Raw genomic sequence first — 23,829 nt, forward strand, 5'->3', positions numbered from 1 at the left:
TTTTTTCTTTGCGCGCACCGCTGAACATCAAAGCAGATCGAACACCGCCATCGATTCCACGTGCGCCGTGTGCGGAAACATGTTGACCATGCCCGCATGGGTGCACTGGTAACCCGCCTGATGCACCAGCAGGCCGGCGTCGCGCGCCAGGGTGGAGGGGTTGCAGCTCACGTAGACGATGCGGCGCGGCGGCGTCCAACCGGCCGGGCGCAGTTCGGGCTGCTGGTGCAGGTCTGCCAGCGCCTTGACCAGCGCAAAGGCCCCTTCGCGCGGTGGGTCCACCAGCCAGCGTTCAGCCACGCCGTCCGCCACCAGCATCTCCGGCGTCATCTCGAAAAGGTTGCGGGCCACGAACTGCGTCGGCGCCCAGGGCCGGCGGCTGGCCGCCTTGCGGTTGGCGTCCAGGTTCTGATGGGCACGCTGCACCAGCGTGTCGCTGCCCTCGATGCCCAGCACCTCGCGCGCCTGCGTGGCCAGCGGCAAGGTGAAGTTGCCCAGGCCGCAGAACCAGTCGATCACGCGTTCGTGGCGCTGCACGTCCAGCAGGCGCAGCGCGCGCGAGACCAGCACCCGGTTGATGTGCGGATTGACCTGCGTGAAGTCCGTCGGCTTGAAGGGCATGCGCACGTCGAAGTCGGGCAGCTCATAGGCCAGTTGGGTGGCGCCCTCCTCGTCCATCAGGTGCACCGTGTCGGGCCCCTTGGGCTGCAGCCACCATTGAACGCCTTCGTTCGCGCGTGCAAAGGCGCGCAGGCGCTCGCGGTCGGCGTCGCCAAGCGGCACCAGGTGGCGCAGCACCAGCGCGATCACGCCCAGCTTCGCCTCGCCTGGGGCGTCGCCGCAGGCCATCTCGATCTGCGGGCAGTGTTCGCGCGCGTCCATGCTGTCGACCAGCGCGCGCATGGGCACCAGCATGGCGCTCACGCGCGCCGGCAGCACCGGGCACACCGACATGTCGGCCACATAGCGGCTCTTGCGCTCATGAAAGCCGATCAGCGTCGTGCCCTTCTTGGCCACGTAACGCACCGACAGACGGGCGCGATAGCGGTAGTGCCAGCTCGGGCCTTCCAGTGGCCGCAGCAGCGTCTGGGCGCGCACCTTGCCCAGGTGCCAGAGGTTGTCTTCCAGCGCACGCTGCTTGACCGCGACCTGCGCGGCTGCGTCCAGGTGCTGCATCTTGCAGCCACCGCAGGCGCCCGCATGCAGGCCGAAGTGCGGGCAGCGCGGCTGCACGCGCTGCGAGGACTCGCGCCGCACGGCCAGCAGGCTGCCCTGCTCCCAGTTGTTCTTCTTGCGGTGCACGTTCACGCGCACCTCCTCGAAAGGCAAGGCGCCCTCGATGAAGACAACCTTGCCGTCTTCGCGATGCGCCACACCCTGCGCATCCAGGTCCATGGATTCGACCTTGAGCCAGGGGTTGGGGGCGGCGGCGACCTTTTCTTCGCTGTCTTTGTTCTCGTGGGTGTTCTCTGTCATGGCTGGATTCTCGCCGGCCCGCCTGGCGGCCTGCCCCGCATCCGCGGCGGGCTAAAAACAAAAACCCGCCTCCGAGGAGGCGGGCTGGTGGATGACGTCCTGCGCCGAAACGCTCAGCGCGAAGGCAGGTAGCGCGAGGGATCGACCGGCTTGCCCTGGCGGCGGATCTCGAAGTGCAGCTTCACGCGGTCGGCGTCGCTGTTGCCCATCTCGGCGATCTGCTGGCCACGGCGCACGCGCTGGTCTTCCTTGACCAGCAGCGACCGGTTGTGCGCGTAGGCCGTGAGGTAGGTGTTGTTGTGCTTGAGGATGATGAGGTTGCCATAGCCGCGCAGGCCTGCGCCGGCATAGACCACCTGACCGTCCGCGGCCGCGACCACCGGATCGCCAGCCTTGCCGCCGATGTCATAGCCCTTGTTCTTGGCTTCGTCGAAGCCCGCCAGCAGGCTGCCCTGCGCCGGCCAGATCCAGCCCACGTTCTCGTCGCCCGACGCAGAGGCGGGCGAGGCGACGGAGGCCGTGGCCACGGGTGCCGAAGGTTTGGCCACCTCGGTGGGTGCAGGCGCAGCCGCGGCAGCCGGCGATGCGGCGGCGGGCGCAGGTGCCGGGGCCGCAGCCGTGGCCACCGGCGGTACCACGCGCAGCACCTGGCCGACTTCGATGCGGTCGGGGTTGCCGTCCAGGTTGTTCCAGCGCACGATGTCCTGCCACTTCTGGCTGGTGTCGCGCGCGATCTTGCGCACGGTGTCGCCGGGACGCACCTCGTAGTAGCCGGGCTTGCCCAGATTCTCGATGCCCGGAGGCGGCTTCACGGGCGCAGGCATGTCGCCTGCTGCCGAGGTGGCGACTGGTGCACCGCCCATGGTGCCGCGGTCTTCCACGGGCGCCGGGCCGGTGTTGGACGCGCAGCCGGCGATGACCATGGACATCAGCAGCGCGGCGCCCCAAAGGGACGCGCGCGGCTTCTCAAAACCCTGCATGTGTGTCTTTCCTTCAAGCAATGCCGGATTTTAGGGGGACGAAGTGCACCGGCTCAAGCATTCGGCGTTCAGTCCCTCGGGCATTTTTGTCAATGACGACAAGCGCTTGGCCGCCATTTGCAGATTGCATCGGAGCAACGATGCGGCCACCGACGGCCAGTTGCTCGATCCAGGTGGCCGGAATGTCCTCTCCGCCGGCGGCCGCGACGATGCCCGCATAGGGCGCGCCCTTGGGGTAGCCCAGCCGCCCGTCGCCGAACAGCAGATGCACCGTGCTGAGCCTAAATGGCCGCAGATTGGCACGCGCCTTCTCGTGCAGGCCGCGCAGGCGCTCGATGCTGTAGACCTCGCTGGCCACATGGCTGAGCACGGCCGCCTGGTAGCCGCAGCCGGTGCCGATGTCCAGCACGCGGCCCAGCTTGTCCTGCGGCTTGCCCACCAGCGCCGGCGCGCCCAGCAGCAGCTCGACCATGCGGGCCACCACGCTGGGCTTGGAGATGGTCTGGCCCAGTCCGATGGGCAGGCTGGTGTCTTCATAGGCCTGGTTCACCAGCGCGCTGTCGACGAAGCCGTGGCGCTCGACCGTGCCCAGCGCCTGCAGCACGCGGGCGTCGGCGATGCCCTGGGCCGCGAGCTTTTGCACCATGCGTGCCCGCACCGCGGCCGAGGCCATGGCCGGCGTGCTGCTGACCGGCGGGCGCACCACCTGCGCGCTGGCCGCAGCGGTTGATCGGGGCTTGGCGAAGGACGGGCCCGCGGGCGTCGACGAGACGTTCAGGCGAGCAGGAAAGGACGGACGGGGAGCCTGTGCCATGGGTGCTGCGTGCCGCCGCTCAGGCCTGGGCGTCCAGGCGCGCCACGGCCTGGCGCCACTCGCCCAACTGCGCGTGATCGGTCAGGTCGATCTGCAGCGGCGTCAGCGCCACGTGGCCTTCGGCCGTCGCGTGGAAGTCGGTGCCCTCGCCGCTGTCCTTGGCCCCGCCCGCGCTGGCGATCCAGTACATGGTCTCGCCACGCGGGCTGTCCTGCGTGATCACCTTCTCGGCCGCATGGCGGCGCCCCAGGCGGCAGACCTTGATCGGCTTGAGCGCATCGAGCGGACGGTTCGGAATGTTGACGTTGAGCAGCCAGGCCGGGCCTTCGAGCATGCGCTCGCGCTGGATGCGCTGCACCAGGCGCTGCGCCACGTGCGCCGCCGCATCCACATGGCCCCAGCCCTTCTCGATCTGCGAGAAGGCAATGGCCGGGATGCCGAAGAGATAGGCTTCCATCGCGGCGCCCACGGTGCCTGAATAGATGGTGTCGTCGCCCATGTTGGCGCCGTTGTTGATGCCCGAGACCACCAGGTCGGGCCGGTACTCCAGCAGCCCCTTGAGCGCGATGTGCACGCAGTCGGCCGGGGTGCCCGTCACGTAGCGAAAGCCGTTGTGCGCCGCACGATGCACATACAGCGGCGCCGACAGCGTCAGGGCATTGGATTTGGCGCTGTTGTTGTGCTCGGGGGCGATCACTTCAACCTGCACACCGGGCAGTTGCACCAGGGCATCATGCAGCGCCACGATGCCGGGCGCCTGATAGCCATCGTCGTTGGAAATGAGGATCTTCATGGTCTGCCGGCGATTCTAGGGATGCTCTTCATGACTGCGCGCGCCCATCGCACGCGCCATGGCGCAAGGCCCTGCCAGCGGCGTGCCACGGGGTCACGCCAGAGACAAGAGAGGCTTCGGGCCGGCTCCTATCATGACCCCGATCAACGACACAGAGACGACTCATCTATGCATGCTTGGCTTTGCGAAGACCCCGTTGGCGTGGACGCGCTGACCTGGAAGGAACTGCCCACGCCGCAACCCGGCCCGGGCGAAGTGCTCGTCGAAATCAAGGCCGCCAGCCTGAATTTCCCCGACATCCTGATCGTCCAGAACAAATACCAGATCAAGCCGCCGCTGCCTTTTGTGCCGGGCTCGGAATATGCCGGCGTGGTGCAGGCTGTCGGCGAAGGCGTGAAGCATCTGAAGGTTGGGCAAAACGTGGCCTGCCTTTCGGGCACCGGCGGATTTGGCACCTACACAATCGCGCCGGCTGCGTTGTGCATGCCGCTGCCCGATGGTTTCGGCCATGTGGACGCAGCCGCATTCATCATGATCTATGCGACGTCCTGGCATGCGCTGATGGACCGCGCGCAATTGAAGGCTGGCGAAACGGTGCTGGTGCTGGGCGCAGCCGGCGGCGTGGGCACGGCCGCGATCCAGATCGCCAAGGCCGCCGGTGCCAAGGTGATTGCAGCAGCGTCGTCGCCAGAAAAATGCGCGCTGTGTGAATCGCTGGGCGCCGACAGCACCATCAATTACAGCGAACACAAACCCGGCCCGGCATTGCGCGAAGCGATCAAGCAGGCCACGGGCGGGCGCGGCCCGGATGTCATTTACGACCCGGTGGGCGGCGAATTCGCCGAGCCCGCCTTCCGCTCCATTGCCTGGCGCGGCCGTTATCTGGTCGTGGGTTTCGCCTCCGGCCCGATTCCCTCGTTGCCGCTCAATCTGGCGCTGCTCAAAGGCGCATCGCTCGTCGGCGTTTTCTGGGGCGATTTCTCCAAGCGCGAGCCACAGGCCAACGCAGCCATGATGGCCGAATTGGCACAGTGGTACGGCCAGGGCAAGATCAAGCCCGTGATCGATCGCACCATGCCCATGTCTGAACTCAAGGCCGCCTACGCGCACATGGGCTCGCGCGGCGTGATGGGCAAGCTGGTGCTGACCAACTGATCGGTTCTCGCGCGGCGTTCGCGCGCACAAAAAAAGCCCGCATGCGCGGGCTTTTTTTCATCTGGATGACGCCCTTGCATGGCTGCGGCCATGCAGGCGCCTCCAAAGATCACTGAATTTCGAATTCTTCCAGCGACTTGCCGGCTGCCAGCGCTTCCACCACCCAGCGCGGCTTGCGGCCACGGCCACCAGACCAGGTTTCACCCGTGGGGCTGCGGTATTTGGCGGCCGCAGGTGCTGCGGGCTTCGAGGGAGATGCGCTGACGCTGCGCTTGCCCGGGCCGCGCGCCGTCAGGCGCAAATCGCTGGCGGTGATGCCGTATTCGGCGATCTTGCGGCGCAGTTCCTCGATCACGCCTGCGCGTTCCTGATTGCGCAGTTGCTCGGCCTGACGGCGCAATTCGGCGATCTTGTCGTCGTGTGCCTGGATCTGGGAATTGATTTCCGCGAGGGTGGCGGTCATTTCTGTGGCCTTTCAAGAAAATCTGGAATGCGCGGATTCTAGTGGATGAAATCAGGCGCTGAAAAGCAAGGCGCAGTGCTTTTTCCACCGGCATGCCGCCTTTTTTTGAGGCATGGCGCCTAATCCGCACGCGAGGCGGGCTGATTTTGCTGTGGCGCCGTGGGCGCGATTTCTGATTTGGCGGCTCCATGCGGCATCTGCAATTGCCGACGAAGCCGTGGGCGAAAAAACGACCCAGGGCGCCAGATCGGTGGTCCCGCAAATCCCCGCACGCGCCGGCGCTGGTCGGCGGTCAGGCCGGCGCGCCGCACTTCGCGCGCGCCCGCGGCCGACATCGTGCAGGGCCCGCGCGCGCCTAGAATTTCCTGGCAAGGCCAGAAAAACCAAGCCTGCCCGCGAACGAGGCAGCTCCAAGAACAACAGCGCTGCGATGTTCCCTGGCTCGGGCGTGTCCCGGCCAGCCCTTCCGTGTTTTTAAGGAGTCCTGAATCATGAAGATCGTCGTCGCCGTGGATGGCAGCGCCTACACCCGCAAGGCCCTCGATTACCTGGTCGCGCACCGGGCCCAGTTCGTGGAGGGCAATGAACTGGTTCTGGTCAATGTGTGCGCAGCCATTCCGCCTCATGCCAGCCGCCACATCAGCAAGGAATTGCTCAACGAGTACTACAGCGACGAGAGCGCCAAGGTGCTCGAGCCGGTCAAGGCCCAGCTGAGCGAGCTGGGCGTGAGCAACTACAGCATCCAGTCACGCCACGGCAGCGCGGCGGCCGAGATCGTGGCGGCCGCCAAGGAAGTGAACGCCGGCCTGATCGTGATGGGCACGCGCGGCCACGGCACGCTGGGCCGCGCCCTCATGGGCTCGGTGGCCACCAACGTGATCGCCGATGCCGGGATGAGCGTGCTGCTGGTGCAATAAGCAAGCAGCCGCTGAACCCGCCAAGCCAGGCCGAAGTGCCTGGCTTTTTTGTTGCTGCACTCAAACCGCAGGCGTGTGCCGCCAGGCGGGCCAGCGACCCAGCGTCAACGCGCGCAGCCCCCACTCCACCGGCCCATGCAGATGCCGGCGCAGCCACCAGGCCGACAGCGGCAGCTGCAGCGCATACAGGCCCACGGCGATGCCGAGCACGGCCAGCGGCGGCAGCGCGGCGCTCAGGCCCAAGCCCCAGCCCGTGAAGATGAAGGCGCAGACCAGCGACTGCATCAGGTAGTTGCTCAATGCCATGCGCCCGGCCGGCACCAGCCAGGCGCCCACGCGCTGGCCGGTGCGCGTGCGCCAGGCCAGCAGGAAGGCACAGGCATAGGCCAGCGACAGGCCCGGCGATGTCAGCAGCCCCGCCGCAAATCCCATCAGCCGCCAGCCCGGGTCGGCCGCAGGCTGGCCGCTGTTGGCGTAGAGCACGGCGCCCGTCAGGCCCGGCAGCAGCCCCATCAGCGCCCAGCGCCGCAGCCGGCCCGGCTGCTGCCAGGGCTGCGCCAGCGCCTGGCGCGTGCCCAGCGCGTGGCCGACCAGGAACATGACCACCACGAAAGGCCCCTGCACCAGCATCAGCTGCCACCACACGCTGCCGCGCCAGTCGCGCAGGTTCTGCATCACGGTGCTGGCCACGTCGCCGCGATAGGAAGCGATGGCCACTTGGGCCTGCGCCTCGTAGACACTGAAGTCGGCGCCAGCCCACGGTTGCATGAGCGAGAGCACGCTCAGCAGCAGCCAGGGCACGGCGAGCAGGCCCAGAACCCAGCCCGCGCGGCGCAGCGCGCGTTCGGGCCTCAGATGGCGCCAGCCCAGCAGCAGCAGGCCCAGCAGCGCATAGGGCAAAAGAATGTCGCCGGGATAGAACAGAAGCGCATGCGCCAGCCCCAGCAAGGCCAGGCCCGCCAGCCGGCGCAGCCAGCGCGGCACGAAGGCCGCCTGCTGGCGATCGGCGGCGGCGCGCTGCAAGGTGAAGCTGTAGCCGAACAGGAAGGAAAACAACAGGTAGAACTTGGTCTCGAAGACCAGGGCCACCAGCCAGCGCACGGCCAGATCCGTGGGCGACGAGAAGGCCGGATCGGCCACGGCCTGTGCGTAGTAGGGCGAGGCCATCACCTGGCTGTTGACCACCAGGATGCCCAGCAGCGCAAAGCCCCGAAGGCCGTCCACCTGCGCCAGGCGGTGCTGCGCTTCAGTGATGGTGTTGCGACTGCTGCTGCCCGTTTCAAATGCCATGCGCCACAGTCTATAGACCGCGCGTGGCCGGCCCGTGCGCCACTCAGAAGCGTTGCGGCGAGTAGGGCTTGGGGTCGATGTACGGCGCCTCGCCGCTGATCAGCTCGGCCAGCAGACGGCCGCTGGCCGGCCCCAGCGTGAAGCCCTGGTGGCCGTGGCCGAAGTTGAACCACAGCCCGGGGTGGCGCGGCGCGGCGCCGATGACGGGGTTCATGTCCACCGTGCAGGGGCGCGCACCCAGCCAGGGCTGGGGCTCCACGGCCTCGCCCAGTTCCAGCAGGCCGCGCGCGACGCGCTCGGCCTGGGCCAACTGGACCGGCGAGGCCGGGGCCTCGTGCGGCGCGAACTCGGCGCCGGTGGTGATGCGCAGGCCGCGCGTCATGGGCGCCAGCATGAAGCCGGGCTCGGTCAGCAGCAGCGGCATCGGCAGCGGCTGCTGCACGACATAGTGCCGGTGGTAGCCGCGCTTGACAAACAGCGGCAGGCGGTAGCCCAGCGCGCGCGTGGCGCCGTCGGCCCAGGGGCCCAGGGCCAGCACCACATGCTGCGCCTGCAGCGGGCCCGCATCGGTCTGCACCTGCCAATGCGCGCCCTGCGGCTGCAGCTTGCGGACTTCGGCACGCACGGTTTCGCCGCCCATGCGGCCCAGCAGCGCGGCATAGCGGGCCACCAGGCCGCCGGGGTCGCTCACGGCCCAGGGGTCGGTCCAGTGGATGCCGCCGGCCAGCGGGCCGCGCAGCGCGGGCATCAAGCGCGCAAGTGCGGCGCCATCCAGCAGCGTGCAGCCCAGCTGATGTTCTTGCGCGGTTTGGCGCGCTTGCACGCTGGCGGCCTCGAAAGCGGCCGGCGTGAGAAAGCCGCGCACCCAGCCCTTGCGCTCGACCAGGTCATCCGCGCCGGCCTGCGCCACCCACTGCGCATGCTCGCTCAGGCAATGCACGATCAGTTGCGCATAGGCGCGCGCCAACGGCGCATAGGCGCCAGGTGCCGAGTTGGCCCAATAGCGCGCCAGCCGCGGCGCCAGCGCCAGCAGCGCCGGCAACTGGTAGTGCACGTCATTGCCGCGGCCCAGCGCCACGTCGGCCAGCACGCGCCAGTCGCGCGGAAAGGCATAGGGCTGCACTGCCTCGCGCTGGATCAGGCCGGCATTGCCATAGGAGGTTTCCTGGCCGGGCGCCTTGCGGTCCACCAAGGTGACGTGATGCCCGCGCTGGCGCAGGGCCAGTGCGGTGCTGACGCCGACCATGCCGGCGCCCAGGACGAGGATTTCTGAACTCATGGCGCTTGCGGCTCGAACCGTGTGCTTCTGCATTGCCTGCAGGCGTGAGAAACGCATGGGCCCAAGCCAGCCCCTTTGCGCGCTCAGGCCCCAAACAGCCCCTTGTGCTGCTCGCGCAGCAGCGCCTTCTGCACCTTGCCCATGGTGTTGCGCGGCAGCTCGTCGACCACGTAGCAGCGCTTGGGAATCTTGAAGTTGGCCAGCTTGCCCTTCAGCTCGGCCACGATGGCATCGGCCGCCAGCGAGGCGCCGGCCTTGGGCACCACCACCGCCACGCCCACTTCGCCGAAATCCGGGTGCGGCACGCCCACCAGCGCGCTCTCGGCCACGCCGGGCATCTCGTTGATGTAGCCCTCGATCTCGGCCGGGTAGACGTTGTAGCCGCCGCTGATGATCAGGTCCTTGCTGCGGCCCACGATGGTGACGTAGCCCAGGCCGTCGATCTTGCCCACGTCGCCGGTCTTGAAGTAGCCGTCGGCGGTGAACTCCTCTTTGGTCTTCTCGGGCATGCGCCAGTAGCCGGCGAAGACATTGGGGCCGCTGACCTCGATGTTGCCGATCTCGTCCACCGGGCATTCGCGCGGCTCGCCGTGCTCGTCATAGGCGCGCACGCGCAGGCTCACGCCGGGCAGCGGGAAGCCCACCGTGCCGCCACGCCGCGCGCCCTGCACCGAGGTGTAGGGGTTGGAGGTCAGCATGATGGTTTCGCTCATGCCGTAGCGCTCCAGGATGGTGTGGCCGGTGCGCTGCTGCCACTCCTGGAAGGTCTCGATCAGCAGCGGGGCCGAGCCCGCGATGAACAGGCGCATGTCCTCGCACTGGCGCTGGCCCAGAAGCGGCTCGGCCAGCATGCGCACGTAGAGCGTGGGCACGCCCATGAAGACGGTGGCGTCGGGCAGGCGCGCCACCACGCGCTTGGGGTCGAACCTGCTGAACCAGATCATCTTGCTGCCATTGAGCAGCGCGCCGTGGATGGCCACGAACAGGCCGTGCACGTGGAAGATGGGCAGCGCATGCAGCAGCACGTCGCCCTGGGCCCAGCCCCAGTAGTCCTTGAGCACTTCGGCGTTGGACAGCAGGTTGCGGTGCGTGAGCATCGCGCCCTTGCTGCGCCCCGTGGTTCCGCTGGTGTAGAGGATGGCCGCGAGGTCTTCGGGCTTTCTCTGCACCACCGCATGCTCGTCGCTGCACTGGGCCGCCAGCTCCAGCAGCGTGCCGCTGCGGTCGTCGTCGAGCGTGAACACGTGGCGCGTGCCGGCCTTCTGCGCAATGGGCCCCACCCAGGGGGCATTGGCGCTGCTGCAGACCACCACCTCGGGTTCGGCGTTGGCGATGAAGTACTCGATCTCGGCGCTCTGGTAGGCGGTGTTCAGCGGCAGGAACACGTAGCCGGCCCGCAGGGTGGCCAGGTACAGCAGCATGGCCTCGACCGACTTTTCAACCTGCACGGCCACGCGCGCGCCGGCCTTGAGCTTCAGGGCGCCCAGCAAGTTGGCGATCATGGCGCTGGCGCGCTCCAGGTCGCGCCACGAATAGTGCAGCCGGTCGTCCGTTTCCACGGCGATGGCGTCCAGGTCATGCGGGAAGGCGGCGCGCAGGTGGGCAAAGAGATTGGCGTTGGCTGGCTTGCTCATGGCAGACATAGTTGTAGGCGGTAAGGAAAGACAACCGCGCCTGGCGCCTCCTCGCGCCGGCCGGTCAGCGTGACAGCTTCATGCAAGCCCGTCATTCTGTCCAGAAAAACATGGCCGAGCCCCCGAACTCCCCACCCTCGCCCCAAGATGACGAACGCAGCGAAGTCCTCTGGGCACCCGAGGAACCGGCTTTGCCGGGCCTCTGGGTGCGTCCCCCTCCCGAAGGAGAGGGGGGAGCCGCGAAGCGGCCTGGGAGGTGTCACTCCAATTTTGCGCCGGAGGCCTTCACCACCCCCGCCCAGCGCTGGACCTCCGCATGCACGAACTGGCCATAGGCCGCGCCGCTCACGCTCGGGATTTCGGAGCCGTTGTTGGCCCAGATGGCGCGCAGCTCATCGGCCGCCAGCGCCTTGCGCATCTGCTCGGTGATCTGGCCCAGCGCCTCGGCCGGCGTGCCCTTGGGCGCCCACAGCCCGTACCAGGTGGTCACGGTGTAGTCGGGCAGGCCCACCTCGGCGGCGCAGGGCACGTCGGGGAAGGCCGGGTTGCGCTTGCTGCCGGCCACCATCAGCGCCTTGATGCGCCCGGCCTTGATGTGCTGGGCCGATGAGCCCAGCCCATCGAAACCGCAGTCCACATTGCCGGCGATCAGGTCCTGCAGCATCGGCCCGGCACCGCGGTAGGGGATGTGGGTGATGAAGGTGCCGGTCTGCAGCTTGAACAGCTCGCCGGCCAGGTGGTGCGAGGTGCCGGCCCCGGCCGACGCGTAGTTGAGCTTGCCGGGGTTGCGCTTGACGTGCGCCACGAACTCCTGGAGGGTGTTCTGCGTCACGCGCTTGGGATTGACCACCACCACCTGCGGCACGTTGGCCAGCAGCATGACGGGCACGAAGTCCTTTTCGATGTCGTAGTCCAGCTTGGGGTAGACGGCGGGCGCGATGGCATGGTGGACGGCGCCCATGAACAGGTTGTAGCCGTCGGGGGCGGCCTTGGCGGCGATGCTGGCGCCCACCGTGCCACCGGCGCCGCCCCGGTTGTCGATCACCAGGGTCTGGCCCGTGATCTTGGAGAACTGCGCCGCCAGCGGACGCGCGAAGGCGTCGGTGCCGCCGCCGGCCGGGAAGGGCACCACCAGGTTCACGGGCCGCGTGGGCCAGCCCCCGGCCTGCGCCCGGGCACTGCCGCCGGCAAGCATGTAAAGGCCCGCACCGGCGGCCGTCAGGCGCAGCATGTCGCGCCTTTGCATTCCATGGGTCATTGCTGTTGTCTCCTGCTTGTTGCCTGGCGCCGGGGCCGCGGCGGCGCCTTATGGTTGGAACGGCCCGTCTTCGTCGTTGCTGCGGCGCGTCGCGCCGGCCGGCTCAGGCGGGCGCCTGGGGCGCCGCCTTGAGGAACAGCCCCTCCAGCTCGCCCGACACCGGAATCCTGCCTTGTGCCAGCCAGGCGCGGTGCTTGTCCAGCCGCTTGAGGTCATACACGTAGTTGACCATCAGGCCCCAGGACTGCCGCAGCCCCTTGGCCGAGGGGTCGGCAGCCCAGTTCAGCCGCTCCACGCGCGCACCGTTGCCCAGATGGAAGCGCGCCACGGCATCCAGCGGCTGGCCGTCACGCAGGCCGCGGCCCAGGTATTCGGCCGCCGCCTGCAGCAGCCACTGGCGCAGCGGCGACTGCGGCGCCAGCGACGGCGCCTCCTCCAGCGCAGCCAGCAGTTGCGCGGGTGCGGGCGGCATCGCGCCCAGCAGGCGGCCCAGGGCCTGCTGCTGGCGCTCGGGCAGTCGCTGTAGCAGCGCCGGAGCCTCGCGCGTCAGCCAGTTGCGCAGGCCCGGAATGGGCGAGAGCGTGGCGAAGGTCTTGAGCCGCGGGAATTCCTCGGTCAGCGTCTGCACCACGCGCTTGATCAGCGAATCGCCGAAGCTCACGCCACGCAGGCCGGTCTGGGTGTTGCTGATGGAATAGAAGATCGCCGTGTCGGCCTTGCGCGCATCGGCGCTGGCCTGTTCGTCCAGCAGCGGCGTGATGCTGTCGCTCACCGCGCCGGTCAGTGCCACTTCCACGAAGATCAGCGGCACGCCGGGCAGGCGCGGATGGAAAAAGCCATAGCAGCGGCGGTCGCGCTCATCGAGCCGGTTCTTCACGTCGGACCAGCTCTTGATGTCGTGCACGGCCTCGTACTGGATCAGCTTCTCGATCAGCGAGGCCGGCGAATCCCAGCTGATGCGCTGCAGCTCCAGGAAGGCCACGTCGAACCAGGTGGAAAAAAGCTGCTCCAGCTCGGCGTCGAGCACCAGCAGGCGCCGGTCCTTCTTCACTTCCGGCAGCAATGCGGCGCGCAACTCGATCAGGAAGCGCATGCCATCGGGCGCCATGGAAAAGCGCTGCAGCAACCGCGCGCGCGGCGACAGCAGCGCCTTGCGCAGCTTGACTTCGGCCTGCGCATAGTCGGGCGAGCCCGGCTGCGCGGCCTCGAACTGCTCGCGCGCGGCCTGCAGCTTGCGCGCATCGGGCGCCAGGCACTCGCACATGAGCAGCCACAGGTCGCGGTGCTCGTCGGGCTGCAGCGTTTCATACCACTGGGCCAGCGCCAGCGCGCGGCGCCCGCCCTCCACCTCGCTCAGGCGCGGGTCGATCACGGCCTGCATGTCCTCGAGCGCCTTGCGCAGCGCGCGCGGCGCCAGGGCCTCGCCATGGCGGCGCAGCGTGGCGGCCATGCGCTCGGTCAGGGTGCGCGGCGGGCGCGCGTCGGCGGCCGGCCTGGGCGGTGCGGCCGGCAGCTCGGCAGCCGCCTTCTCATCGGCGGTGCCTGCGCGCAGCAGCGAAACGCCGCGCTGGATCCAATCGTTGGCAGTCATGCCTGACTCTCCTGTGCATGCCTGGGCCGCCGACGCGGGGCCCGTGTGGCTGTGGCTTTTATCCGATGCGCCTGGCCTTTTCCTGCACCGCCAGCACGCGCAGCGCCTCGCGCTGGCGGTGCAGGTGGGTGCGCATCGCGGCTTCGGCGCCTTCTGCGTCGCGCGCCTTCAGGGCCGCGAACACGGCCAGATGCTCCGACAGGCTCTGCTCCATGCGGCCCGGCACCTGCAGCGACTGCAGGCGCGCCAGCCGCAGGATCTTGCGCAGATCGGCAATCACCTGCGCCAGCCAGCGGTTGTCGGCCAGCCGGATGATGGCTTCGTGGATCAGGTAATTGGTGTCGTAGTAGGCCTGGATGCGGCGCGCACGCGCGTGGCGTGCCAGCCGCTCGTGCACGGCCTCGAGCGCCTGCAGCTCGGCCTCGCTGGCGTTGAGCGCGGCCTCGAAGGCACAGCGGCCCTCCAGCAGCGCGATGACGGGGAAGATGTCGTCCAGGTCCTTGGCCGTGATCTCGGCCACGAAGCAGCCGCGCCGCGGTTCGTGCCGCAGCAGGCCTTCGGCCGTGAGCACCTTGAGCGCCTCGCGCAGCGGCGTGCGCGAGATCGCCAGTTGCGCGCACAGCGCGGGCTCGTCCACGAAGGCGCCCGGCGGCAGCACGCCTTCGAAGATCAGCGCGCGCAGGCGCTCGGCCACGTCTTCGTGCAGGGAAGTGGACACCACTCGCATGGAACGTGGGGCGCTGCGCGCGGCGGCTGCCCTGCCTGTGCGGCTGCGGCAACCGCCAGCCAGAAGCGCCCGGGGCCTCCTGAGGCTGGCTGTAATTACGCGTAATTCTGAACCCGTACGCGCGAGCGGACAAGGCCGCCGGCCGCGGGCAAACCCCTGGTGGCGGCTACAGTCCGACTCCAACATCCAGACCGTCCGTCCGCCAACGCCGCCCCGCATGGCCGCAAGCCCGCCCTCCCCTCCAAGCGCTGCATCGCGGCCACCGCGCGCGCCCCGCAGCTCCGGCAGCCAGCGCCGCGCACGCACGCCCTGCCCGCTGCCCACGCTCGAGGGGCTCAGCCCCAGCTGTGTCGCCCTGCCCCCGGGCCCCTGGGCCACGGTGCTGGACTTCTTCTGCGAACGCTTTTCGCTGGTGCCGCGCGAGGACTGGGTCGCCCGCATGCGCTGCGGCCGCGTCATGGATGCGCAGGGCCGGCAGGTGACCCCGGAGCGGCCCTATGCCAAGGACCTGCGCGTCTGGTACTACCGCGAACTGCCGCACGAACCCGTGGTGGCGGGCGAGGCGCCCGTGCTGTTCCAGGACGACTGGCTGGTGGTGGCCGACAAGCCGCATTTCCTGCCGGTCATTCCTTCGGGCCGCTACGTGCGCGAGACGCTGCTGGTGCGGCTGAAGAAGCAGCTGGGGCTGGACGCGCTGGTGCCCATCCACCGCATCGACCGCGAGACCGCCGGGCTGGTGGTCTTCGCCATCCAGCCCGCCACGCGCGGAGCCTACCAGCGCCTGTTCGAACAGCGCGCGGTGGCCAAGCGCTACGAAGCGCTGGTGCACTGGCCGCCCCCACGGCCGCTGCCCGCGGTCTACCGCAGCCGCCTCGAATCGGTCTTCATGCGCTCCGAGGAAACACCCGGCGAAGCCAACAGCGAAACGGCCATCGAAGTGCTGGCCGAGCACGGGCATTTCGCGCATCTGGCGCTGCGCCCGCACACGGGCCGCAAGCACCAGTTGCGCGCCCATTGCTGTGCCCTGGGCGTGCCCATCCTGGGCGATGGCATCTATCCCGAACTGCGCGCCGAAGGCGCTGACGATTTCGCACAACCCTTGCAGCTTCTTGCGCAGGAAATCCGCTTCACCGACCCGGTCACGGGCGCCGAGCGCTGCTTCACCAGCCAGCGCCGTTTGTCCTTGCCTGTCTAGGGCCTGTTAACGCTATTTCAGGGGTCGCGAAGCTCATCCCAGCCCGTCCATCAAGGCGCGCGACGCCGTGCGTGCGTATGCACGCACAAGGAGCGCAACGCCGAGGGGCGGGCTGCGATGAGCTTCCCTTCGGGTTGCGCCGGGTAGGGGCCGTCTGCGGCGTTGCCCGCGCTTGCAAGGCTCCAGCCTTGCAAGCGCGGGCGCCTTGCATCCAGCCCCTTCCCGGCACAACGCGATCCCCTGAAATAGCGTGAACAGGCCCTAGAGCACGCGCTGGGCGCCCAGCCAGCGCGTGCGCTGCCGGCGCACGGTGCGCCGGCCCACGCATTGCATCCAGCGCAGCCGCAGCGGCGAGAAGCACATGTGCGTGAACAGCGCCGCGCAGATGCCCAGCATCGCGCCCACGGTCACGTCGATGGGGAAATGAACGCCCAGGCCCACGCGGCTCCAGGCGATGAGGGCCGCCGTGATCACGGCCAGCGCCGTCACCCAGGGCTTGCGCCACAGGACCAGCGACGCGGCCCAGGCCCAGGCCACGGTGGAATGCATGCTGGGAAAGCTGGGCGAGGCAGGATGCGCCAGCCAGGGCGTGCCCAGGCCCACCACAAAGGGCCGGGGCTGCGGCCACAGCGACTGCAGCGCCCGCGCGGCCAGCCAGGCAAGCCCCATGGCGGCCAGCACGATCAGCAGCCGATGGCGCTGCACGCGCACGCGCGGCCCCAGCAGCAGCCCCAGCAGCATGAGGGCCACCACCACCTCGGGCAGCACGCTGGAAGCCAGGCGCGCCAGCACCACCAGCGCAGGCGCGCTCCCGCCCGTCTCGGGGTCGGGATTCAGGACCAGGAAGAGGTCTTCATGGGCGTCGGCCGCCTCGGCGGACCAGGACGCGAAGAAAGTCAGGAAGCTCACGCCGCAGCTTATAACCGCAGCCGATCACAGCCTGATGGCAAGGCGTGACAGCGCCAGGGGTGCCTGGGCTGCGCTCGGATGGCGACCGCCGCTCAGAGCGCCAGCCGGCGACGCGCGGCGGCGTACTCGGCCTTGAGCTTTTCCACGTAGGCGGCGGCGCTGGCCACTTCGGTGATGGCGCCGATGCCCTGGCCCGAGCCCCAGATGTCCTTCCAGGCCTTGACCTTGTCGCCCGCGGCGGTGGAGAAGTTCATGGTCTTGAGGTCGCCCTCGGGCAGGTTGGCCGGGTCCATGCCCGCAGCCAGGATGCTGGGCGCCAGGTAGTTGCCGTGCACGCCCGTGAACAGGTTGCTGTAGACGATGTCGTCGGAGTCGCCGGCCACGATGGCCTCCTTGTAGGCGTCGCTGGCGCGCGCCTCCTCGGTGGCGATGAAGGCGGTGCCGATGTAGGCGAAGTCGGCGCCCATGGCCTGGGCAGCCAGCACGCCGGCCCCCGTGGCGATGGAGCCCGACAGCGCCAGCGGACCGTCGAACCACTGGCGGATCTCCTGCACCAGCGCGAACGGGCTCTTCACCCCCGCATGGCCGCCCGCGCCCGCCGCCACGGCGATCAGGCCGTCGGCGCCCTTCTCGACGGCCTTCTTGGCAAAGGTGTTGCTGATGATGTCGTGCAGCGTGACGCCGCCGTAGCTGTGCACGGCGTCGTTGACGTCGGTGCGCGCGCCCAGCGAGGTGATGACGATCGGCGCCTTGTACTTCACGATCATCTCCATGTCGTGGTCGAGCCGGTCATTGCTCTTGTGCACGATCTGGTTGATGGCGAAGGGCGCGGCGGGCCGGTCGGGGTTGGCCTTGTTGTGGGCGGCCAGTTCCTCGGTGATCTCGGCCAGCCAGTCCTCCAGCTGCGAGGCTGGGCGGGCGTTCAGCGCGGGCATCGACCCCACCACGCCGGCCTTGCACTGGGCAATGACGAGCTTGGGCGTGCTGATGATGAACAGCGGCGAGCCGATGATGGGCAGGGGCAGGTTGGCCAGTGCGCCGGGCAGCTTGGACATGCGGTCTCCTTGATGAGGAACTGGAAACGAAAGCGGAATCGGGCGGCCCGGCGCAGAAGCGAAATGGTCACGACGCACGCGCAAGGACACCCCAGTGTTGCTCGGCCACTCTCGCGCGTCTTGCGTTAAGCGCCTGTCATGGGCGCCTGCAGCCGGGCCCGAAGACTCAGAAGGTCAGAAAGCGTCGAGCGCCAGCGCCGTGACGCTGTCTGCGCCTTCCACGATCGCGTCGCGCGCGCCTGGCGCCTTCGACAGGATGTGCTCGGCATAGAAGCGCGCCGTGGCGATCTTGGCCTGCATGAAGGCCACATCCTGGCCCTTGGCGGCCAGCTCGCTCGCCACCAGCAGCGAACGCCCCAGCTGCCAGCCGGCCACCAGGTTGCCCGCCAGCATCAGGTAGGGCACGCTGCCCGCGTACACCGCGTTGGGCGCGGCCCTGCTCTGGCTGGCCATGAAGTTCACCACGTCGACGAAGGCCTCGCGCGCGGCGCTCAGCCGCTGGGCCACGGCCTTGGCGTCTGCGCTGCCTTCGGCCAGCAGATCGGCCTCGGTCTTCTGCACCTGGGCCGCGATGGCCTTGGCCGTCTGGCCGCCGTCGCGCGCGGTCTTGCGGCCCACCAAGTCGTTGGCCTGGATGGCCGTGGTGCCTTCGTAGATGGTCAGGATCTTGGCATCGCGGTAATGCTGGGCCGCGCCGGTTTCCTCGATGAAGCCCATGCCGCCGTGCACCTGCACGCCCAGGCTGGTCACTTCCAGGCTCATCTCGGTGCTGTAGCCCTTGACCAGCGGCACCAGGAATTCATAGAAAGCCTGGTTCTGCTGGCGCGCATCGGCATCGGGGTGCTGGTGCGCGGCGTCGTAGGCTGCGGCGGCCACGGCCGCCATGGCGCGGCAGCCCTCGACATTGGCGCGCATGGTCATCAGCATGCGCCGCACGTCGGGGTGGTGGATGATGGCCGCGCTGCCGGCCACCGAGCCATCGACCGGACGGCTCTGCACGCGCTCGCGCGCATAGGCCACAGCCTGCTGGTAGGCGCGCTCGGCCACCGCAATGCCCTGCACGCCCACGGCATAGCGGGCGGCGTTCATCATGATGAACATGTACTCCAGGCCGCGGTTCTCCTCGCCGACCAGGTAGCCCACGGCGCCGCCGTGGTCGCCGTACTGCAGCACGGCGGTGGGGCTGGCCTTGATGCCCATCTTGTGCTCGATGGACACGCAATGCACGTCGTTGCGCGCGCCGGGGCTGCCGTCCTCGTTCACGAGGAACTTCGGGCAGACGAACAGGCTGATGCCCTTGACGCCTTCGGGCGCACCGGCCACGCGGGCCAGCACGAGGTGGACGATGTTGTCCGCCATGTCGTGCTCGCCATAGGTGATGAAGATCTTGGTGCCGAAGACCTTGTAGCTGCCATCGGGCTGCGGTTCCGCGCGGCTGCGCACCAGGGCCAGATCGCTGCCGGCCTGGGGCTCGGTCAGGTTCATGGTGCCGGTCCACTCGCCGCTGACCAGCTTCTCGAGGAAGGTTGCCTTGAGCGCATCGGAGCCGGCCGTGAGCAGCGCCTCGATGGCGCCGTCGGTCAGCAGTGGGCACAGCGCGAAGCTCAGGTTCGCGCTGTTGAGCATTTCCACGCAGGCCGCACCGATGGTCTTGGGCAGGCCCTGGCCGCCGAAGTCGGCCGGGTGCTGCAGGCCCTGCCAACCGCCCGCGGCGTACTGCGCGAAGGCGTCCTTGAAGCCGGGCGTGGTCGTGACCACACCGGCCTTGAAGGACGAGGGATTGCGGTCGCCCTCCACATTCAGCGGCGCCACCACGTCCTGCGTGAACTTCGCGCATTCCTCCAGCACGGCCTGGGCCGTGTCCAGGCCGGCCTCCTCAAAGCCGGGCAGCTTCGCGATCTCTTCGATGCGCGCCAGGTGCTCGATGTTGAACAGCAGGTCCTTAAGGGGGGCGGTGTAGCTCATGGGCGTCTTTCTTGAGGGGCGGCGGCGGCGCCGGGGATGCGTGAATGGGCGGAAAAAAGGGCATCGCGCGCGATGCCCTGTGCGGGGTCAGTCAGCAGTGCCTGCCAACCCGCAGTGGCGTCAGAGCTTGCCGACCAGCTCCGGCACGGCCGTGAACAGGTCCGCCTCCAGGCCATAGTCGGCCACGCTGAAGATCGGCGCTTCCGGGTCCTTGTTGATCGCCACGATCACCTTGGAGTCCTTCATGCCGGCCAGATGCTGGATCGCACCCGAGATGCCGGCTGCGATGTACAGCTGCGGCGCCACGATCTTGCCCGTCTGGCCCACCTGCAGGTCGTTGGGGGCGTAGCCCGCATCCACCGCCGCACGGCTGGCGCCGATGGCCGCGCCCAGCTTGTCGGCCAGCGGGGTCATCACTTCGTTGAACTTCTCGCTGCTGCCCAGCGCGCGGCCGCCCGAGACGATGATCTTGGCGGCCGTCAGCTCGGGGCGGTCGCTCTTGCTCACCTCACGGCCCACGAAGGCGCTCTTGCCGCTGTCGGCCACGGCGTCCCGGGTTTCGACGGCGGCGCTGCCACCGGTGGCGGCTGCGGCATCAAAACCCGTGGTGCGCACGGTGATGACCTTCTTGGCATCTGCCGATTGCACGGTGGCGATGGCGTTGCCGGCGTAGATCGGGCGCTCGAAGGTGTCGGCAGAGACCACCTTGGTGATGTCGCTGATCTGCGCCACATCGAGCTTGGCGGCCACGCGCGGGGCCACGTTCTTGCCGCTGGCGGTGGCCGGGAACAGGAGGTGGCTGTAGTCGCCAGCGATGGCGAGCACCTGGGCTGCGACGTTCTCGGCCAGGCCGTCGGCCAGGCTGGCGCCGTCGGCATGGATCACCTTGGCCACGCCCGCGATCTGCGCGGCGGCCTTGGCGGCCTCAGCCGCGTTCTGGCCGGCCACGAGCACGTGGACGTCGCCACCGGCGGCCGCTGCGGCCGTGACGGTGTTGAGGGTGGCGGGCTTGATCGACTGGTTGTCGTGTTCGGCAATGACGAGTGCGGTCATGTCTGTGTTCCTTCCTTCGGCCTCAGATGACCTTGGCTTCGTTCTTGAGCTTGTCGACCAGGGCGGCGACGTCGGGCACCTTCACGCCAGCGCCACGCTTGGCGGGCTCGACCACCTTGAGGGTCTTCAGGCGAGGCGCGACGTCCACACCGAGGTCTTCGGGCTTGACGGTGTCCAGCTGCTTTTTCTTGGCCTTCATGATGTTGGGCAGCGTCACATAGCGCGGCTCGTTCAGGCGCAGGTCGGTGGTGATGACTGCGGGGGTGCTCAGGCTCAGGGTTTCCAGGCCGCCATCCACTTCGCGCGTGACGTTGACCTTGTCGCCGGCCACTTCCACCTTGCTTGCGAAGGTGGCCTGGGGCAGGTCCGTCAGGGCCGCCAGCATCTGGCCGGTCTGGTTGGCGTCGTCGTCGATGGCCTGCTTGCCCAGGATCACCAGGCCGGGCTGTTCCTTGTCGACCAGGGCCTTGAGCAGCTTGGCCACGGCCAGGGGCTGCAGTTCTTCGGTGGTTTCGACCAGGATGCCGCGGTCGGCGCCAATCGCCATGGCCGTGCGCAACGTTTCCTGGCACTTGGCGTCACCGCAGGAGACCGCGATCACTTCCGTGACCACGCCCTTTTCCTTCAGGCGCACCGCCTCTTCCACGGCGATCTCGTCGAAGGGGTTCATGCTCATCTTGACGTTGGCGATGTCCACGCCAGTGCCGTCCGACTTCACGCGGACCTTCACGTTGTAATCCACAACCCGCTTGACGGGGACCAGAACCTTCATGAGCAGAACTCCAATGAATTGAGAAACCGGTGCTGAGATATCCGGGGCAGCCAATCATTCTAGGCAGCGCCCCGCGCAGGCTTTGCATTCCAGACACCCTGGCAGGGCCTGCGATGCGAACGGATGGCCAAAAAAGCACGACCGTGCTTTTCAACAAAATTATAGGCCAGGCTCACGCGACGTCGAGTGCCCATCGGGCAGCGCTGTCACGCGCACGACGCGCTGCGGCCCGGGAATCTCGATGCCGGCGGCCCGCAGCCCCGCGAGCACCGCGGCGTTCACGGCCGAGCGCAGGTTGTCCTTGCCCTTGTCCGGGTCGGGCACCCAGTAGTTCAGCGTGAACTCCAGCCCGTCGGCCGCGAAGTTGGTGAAGTGCGCCACGGGCGCAGGCTCGCGCATCACGCGCGGCTGCGCCTGCGCCGCCTCGACCAGGATGCGCTGCACCTGCTCGACGTCGGCGCCGCCGTCCACCACCACCACGGTGACCAGGCCGAACTTGAGGTCGGCCTGCGTGAGGTTCTCGACCCGGCTGGTGATGAGGGACTCATTGGGCACGATGGCCTCGCGCCCGTTGCCGGCGCGGATCAGCGTGTAGCGGGTCTTGATGTCGGTGATGCGGCCTTCGAAGGCGTCGACCTTGACGTTGTCGCCGATGCGAATGGAGCGCTCCAGCAGGATCACGAAGCCGCTGACGTAGTTGGCCGCCAGCTTCTGCAGCCCAAAGCCCAGGCCCACACCCAGCGCGCCGCCCAGCACCGACAGCGCCGTCAGGTCCACGCCCACGGCCGAGAGCGCGAACAGCAGGCCGATCAGCAGCAGCAGCGCGCGCACCGCGTTGGAGGCCACCTTGCGCATGGACAGGTCGGTCACGGCCTCGCGCAGCACGCGCTTTTCGATGGTGGCCGCCACCCACAGCGCCAGGGTGAGCACGATGCCGGCCGACAGCAGGCCCTCAAACAGCATGCGCAGGCTTACGCTGTTCTTGCCGAAACCCAGCGTGATCTGGTCCAGCTCCTGCACCACGGGCTGCAGCAGGCCCACGATCCACAGCAGCGCGCCCAGCCAGGCCAGCCACGAGACGGTGCGCTCCACCAGCCGCACGAGTGCCGAGGCCGGGAAGGCCAGCCGCAGCACGCGCGCCACCAGGCGGATCAGCGCCAGCGCCAGGAAGGCCGAGACGCCGATGCGCAGCAGCAGCACGGGCTGGAACTGCGACATGCCGCGCCGCGCCAGCTCCAGGAAGACCAGCGCCAGCAGCGGGAACAGCAGGCCGTCGAAGATGCGGGCGCCGAACCAGATGGAGTCGCGCGGCTGGTCGCGGCCGAACCAGCGGCTCACGCCCCAGGCCAGGGCCAGGCAAAGCAGCACCAGGCCGGCCTCCAGCGCCAGGCTGTGGGCGTCGATCTGCTGCAGGCGTTGAAGAAAGCCGGCCCAGTCGCTGACGGGCTGGACGGCGCGCAGGGCTTCGGTGCCGGTCGGACTCACAGCTCGGCCATCACGCGCACATGGGCCTCGACGCTGCGCGCCAGCGCATCGAGCGCGTAGCCGCCCTCCAGCATGGACACGACGCGGCCGTTCGCATGCCTGCGCGCCACGTCCATGACGCGGTCGGTGATCCACACGAAGTCGTTCTCGGTCAGGCCCAGCTGGCCCATCTCGTCTTCGCGGTGCGCATCGAAGCCCGCGCTGATGAAGACCATCTGCGGCCGGAAGGCCTCCAGCCGCGGCATCCAGATGCAGTCGATCATCTCGCGCACGTCCATGCCCTTGGTGTAGGCCGGAACGGGCAGGTTGAGCATGTTGGACGCCGGCTGCTCGGTGCCGCTGAAGGGGTAGAAGGGATGCTGGAAGATGCCCACCATCAGCACGCGCTCGTCGCCAGCCAGGATGTCCTCGGTGCCGTTGCCGTGGTGCACGTCGAAGTCGACGATGGCCACGCGCGACAGGCCATGCGCGTCCAGCGCATGGCGCGCCGCGATGGCCACGTTGTTGAGGAAGCAAAAGCCCATGGCCTGCTCGCGGCAGGCATGGTGGCCGGGCGGGCGCACGGCGCAAAAGGCATTGCCCAGTTCGCCGGCCAGCACGGCATCGGTGGCGGCAATGGCGGCTCCCGCGGCGCGGCGCGCGGCCAGCAGGGTGCGGCGGTTCAGGGCGGTGTCGGGGTCGACCTGCGCATGGGTGGGGCCGCCGGCCGATTCATCGGCCACCAGGCGCTGGTGCAGCGCCTCGAGGGTTTCGAGGTGCGTGGCGCTGTGTGCGCGCGTGATCTGGGCCAAGGTGGCCAGCGGGATGTCCTCGCGCCGCGCCAGTGCATCGGCCACGCCCGTGAGCAGCAGACGGTCCTCGATCGCGTCCAGGCGGGCCGGGCATTCCGGGTGACCGCCTCCCATCTCATGCTGCCAGAAGTCGCGGTGGATGAAGTAGCCGGTGCTTGCCATGGATGGGGGCAGCTCCGCTGTGACTGGCACGGGCCGCGGCACGCGCGGAGCTTCTTGTCTCATTG

21 protein-coding genes are annotated in these 23,829 nt (G+C 68.6%); 3 read left to right on the top strand and 18 right to left on the bottom strand.

The annotated features are described in order from the left end of the window. Positions 1 to 27: 27 nt before the first annotated feature. From rlmD to surE, 4 genes are all read right to left on the bottom strand, one after another. Positions 28 to 1,476, bottom strand: coding sequence for a 23S rRNA (uracil(1939)-C(5))-methyltransferase RlmD (gene rlmD / locus PGB34_RS08095; RefSeq protein WP_271427548.1), 1,449 nt, complete (start codon positions 1,474 to 1,476; stop codon positions 28 to 30). 113 nt (positions 1,477 to 1,589) lie between these two features. Beyond that, complete coding sequence (locus PGB34_RS08100; protein ID WP_271427549.1) at positions 1,590 to 2,456, bottom strand: peptidoglycan DD-metalloendopeptidase family protein; 867 nt, start codon at positions 2,454 to 2,456, stop codon at positions 1,590 to 1,592. Between the two features lie 13 nt (positions 2,457 to 2,469). Further along, the gene (locus PGB34_RS08105; protein ID WP_408647850.1) at positions 2,470 to 3,270 is read right to left on the bottom strand and encodes a protein-L-isoaspartate(D-aspartate) O-methyltransferase; all 801 of its coding nucleotides are present in this window, start codon (positions 3,268 to 3,270) and stop codon (positions 2,470 to 2,472) included. 19 nt (positions 3,271 to 3,289) lie between these two features. Beyond that, the gene (gene surE, locus PGB34_RS08110; RefSeq protein ID WP_271427550.1) at positions 3,290 to 4,063 is read right to left on the bottom strand and encodes a 5'/3'-nucleotidase SurE; all 774 of its coding nucleotides are present in this window, start codon (positions 4,061 to 4,063) and stop codon (positions 3,290 to 3,292) included. A gap of 168 nt (positions 4,064 to 4,231) precedes the next feature. On the opposite strand from surE, the gene PGB34_RS08115 reads away from it, so the two are divergent. Further along, positions 4,232 to 5,218 carry an NADPH:quinone oxidoreductase family protein gene (locus PGB34_RS08115; protein ID WP_271427687.1) on the top strand — a complete coding sequence of 329 codons (987 nt, stop codon included), beginning with the start codon at positions 4,232 to 4,234 and terminating at the stop codon, positions 5,216 to 5,218. A gap of 109 nt (positions 5,219 to 5,327) precedes the next feature. Here PGB34_RS08115 and PGB34_RS08120 read toward each other — a convergent pair whose 3' ends face one another. Continuing rightward, positions 5,328 to 5,681, bottom strand: coding sequence for an H-NS histone family protein (locus PGB34_RS08120; protein WP_271427551.1), 354 nt, complete (start codon positions 5,679 to 5,681; stop codon positions 5,328 to 5,330). A gap of 491 nt (positions 5,682 to 6,172) precedes the next feature. On the opposite strand from PGB34_RS08120, the gene PGB34_RS08125 reads away from it, so the two are divergent. Further along, positions 6,173 to 6,598, top strand: a complete 426-nt coding sequence (locus PGB34_RS08125) for a universal stress protein (protein ID WP_271427552.1) — start codon at positions 6,173 to 6,175, stop codon at positions 6,596 to 6,598. A gap of 60 nt (positions 6,599 to 6,658) precedes the next feature. Here PGB34_RS08125 and PGB34_RS08130 read toward each other — a convergent pair whose 3' ends face one another. The 6 genes from PGB34_RS08130 to PGB34_RS08155 all read right to left on the bottom strand — a co-directional run bounded on the left by PGB34_RS08130 (position 6,659) and on the right by PGB34_RS08155 (position 14,377). After that, complete coding sequence (locus PGB34_RS08130; protein WP_271427553.1) at positions 6,659 to 7,888, bottom strand: DUF418 domain-containing protein; 1,230 nt, start codon at positions 7,886 to 7,888, stop codon at positions 6,659 to 6,661. Between the two features lie 43 nt (positions 7,889 to 7,931). After that, positions 7,932 to 9,167: an NAD(P)/FAD-dependent oxidoreductase gene (locus tag PGB34_RS08135; RefSeq protein WP_271427554.1), complete on the bottom strand. Its 1,236-nt coding sequence runs from the start codon at positions 9,165 to 9,167 to the stop codon at positions 7,932 to 7,934. 83 nt (positions 9,168 to 9,250) lie between these two features. Continuing rightward, positions 9,251 to 10,801 (bottom strand): malonate--CoA ligase, encoded by a 1,551-nt coding sequence (locus PGB34_RS08140; RefSeq protein ID WP_271427555.1) that lies wholly within the window; start codon positions 10,799 to 10,801, stop codon positions 9,251 to 9,253. A 259-nt stretch (positions 10,802 to 11,060) separates the two neighbouring features. Continuing rightward, positions 11,061 to 12,059 (bottom strand): Bug family tripartite tricarboxylate transporter substrate binding protein, encoded by a 999-nt coding sequence (locus tag PGB34_RS08145; RefSeq protein ID WP_271427556.1) that lies wholly within the window; start codon positions 12,057 to 12,059, stop codon positions 11,061 to 11,063. Positions 12,060 to 12,162: 103 nt separating this feature from the next. Continuing rightward, positions 12,163 to 13,650 (bottom strand): malonyl-CoA decarboxylase, encoded by a 1,488-nt coding sequence (locus PGB34_RS08150; protein ID WP_271427557.1) that lies wholly within the window; start codon positions 13,648 to 13,650, stop codon positions 12,163 to 12,165. 58 nt (positions 13,651 to 13,708) lie between these two features. Next, positions 13,709 to 14,377: a GntR family transcriptional regulator gene (locus tag PGB34_RS08155; RefSeq protein ID WP_271427558.1), complete on the bottom strand. Its 669-nt coding sequence runs from the start codon at positions 14,375 to 14,377 to the stop codon at positions 13,709 to 13,711. Positions 14,378 to 14,594: 217 nt separating this feature from the next. On the opposite strand from PGB34_RS08155, the gene PGB34_RS08160 reads away from it, so the two are divergent. Further along, a complete protein-coding gene (locus tag PGB34_RS08160) occupies positions 14,595 to 15,572 on the top strand; it encodes a pseudouridine synthase (RefSeq protein WP_271427559.1) in 978 nt (325 codons plus the stop codon). Between the two features lie 261 nt (positions 15,573 to 15,833). Here the strand turns inward: PGB34_RS08160 and PGB34_RS08165 are convergent, their stop codons facing one another. From PGB34_RS08165 to PGB34_RS08195, 7 genes are all read right to left on the bottom strand, one after another. Beyond that, a complete protein-coding gene (locus PGB34_RS08165; protein ID WP_271427560.1) occupies positions 15,834 to 16,481 on the bottom strand; it encodes a phosphatase PAP2 family protein in 648 nt (215 codons plus the stop codon). A gap of 92 nt (positions 16,482 to 16,573) precedes the next feature. Then, entirely contained in the window at positions 16,574 to 17,536 is a 963-nt protein-coding gene (locus PGB34_RS08170) for an NAD(P)H-dependent flavin oxidoreductase (RefSeq protein WP_271427561.1), read from the bottom strand. A 174-nt stretch (positions 17,537 to 17,710) separates the two neighbouring features. Next, positions 17,711 to 19,501 carry an acyl-CoA dehydrogenase gene (locus tag PGB34_RS08175; RefSeq protein ID WP_271427562.1) on the bottom strand — a complete coding sequence of 597 codons (1,791 nt, stop codon included), beginning with the start codon at positions 19,499 to 19,501 and terminating at the stop codon, positions 17,711 to 17,713. Between the two features lie 120 nt (positions 19,502 to 19,621). Then, positions 19,622 to 20,554: an electron transfer flavoprotein subunit alpha/FixB family protein gene (locus PGB34_RS08180; RefSeq protein ID WP_271427563.1), complete on the bottom strand. Its 933-nt coding sequence runs from the start codon at positions 20,552 to 20,554 to the stop codon at positions 19,622 to 19,624. A 22-nt stretch (positions 20,555 to 20,576) separates the two neighbouring features. Then, positions 20,577 to 21,326 (bottom strand): electron transfer flavoprotein subunit beta/FixA family protein, encoded by a 750-nt coding sequence (locus tag PGB34_RS08185; RefSeq protein WP_271427564.1) that lies wholly within the window; start codon positions 21,324 to 21,326, stop codon positions 20,577 to 20,579. A 159-nt stretch (positions 21,327 to 21,485) separates the two neighbouring features. Further along, positions 21,486 to 22,730, bottom strand: coding sequence for a mechanosensitive ion channel family protein (locus PGB34_RS08190; RefSeq protein WP_408647853.1), 1,245 nt, complete (start codon positions 22,728 to 22,730; stop codon positions 21,486 to 21,488). 77 nt (positions 22,731 to 22,807) lie between these two features. Further along, positions 22,808 to 23,764, bottom strand: a complete 957-nt coding sequence (locus PGB34_RS08195) for a histone deacetylase family protein (protein ID WP_271427565.1) — start codon at positions 23,762 to 23,764, stop codon at positions 22,808 to 22,810. Positions 23,765 to 23,829 lie beyond the last annotated feature (65 nt).

Source organism: Xenophilus arseniciresistens (genome assembly GCF_028023875.1).
GTDB classification, from domain to species: Bacteria; Pseudomonadota; Gammaproteobacteria; order Burkholderiales; family Burkholderiaceae_C; genus Xenophilus; species Xenophilus arseniciresistens.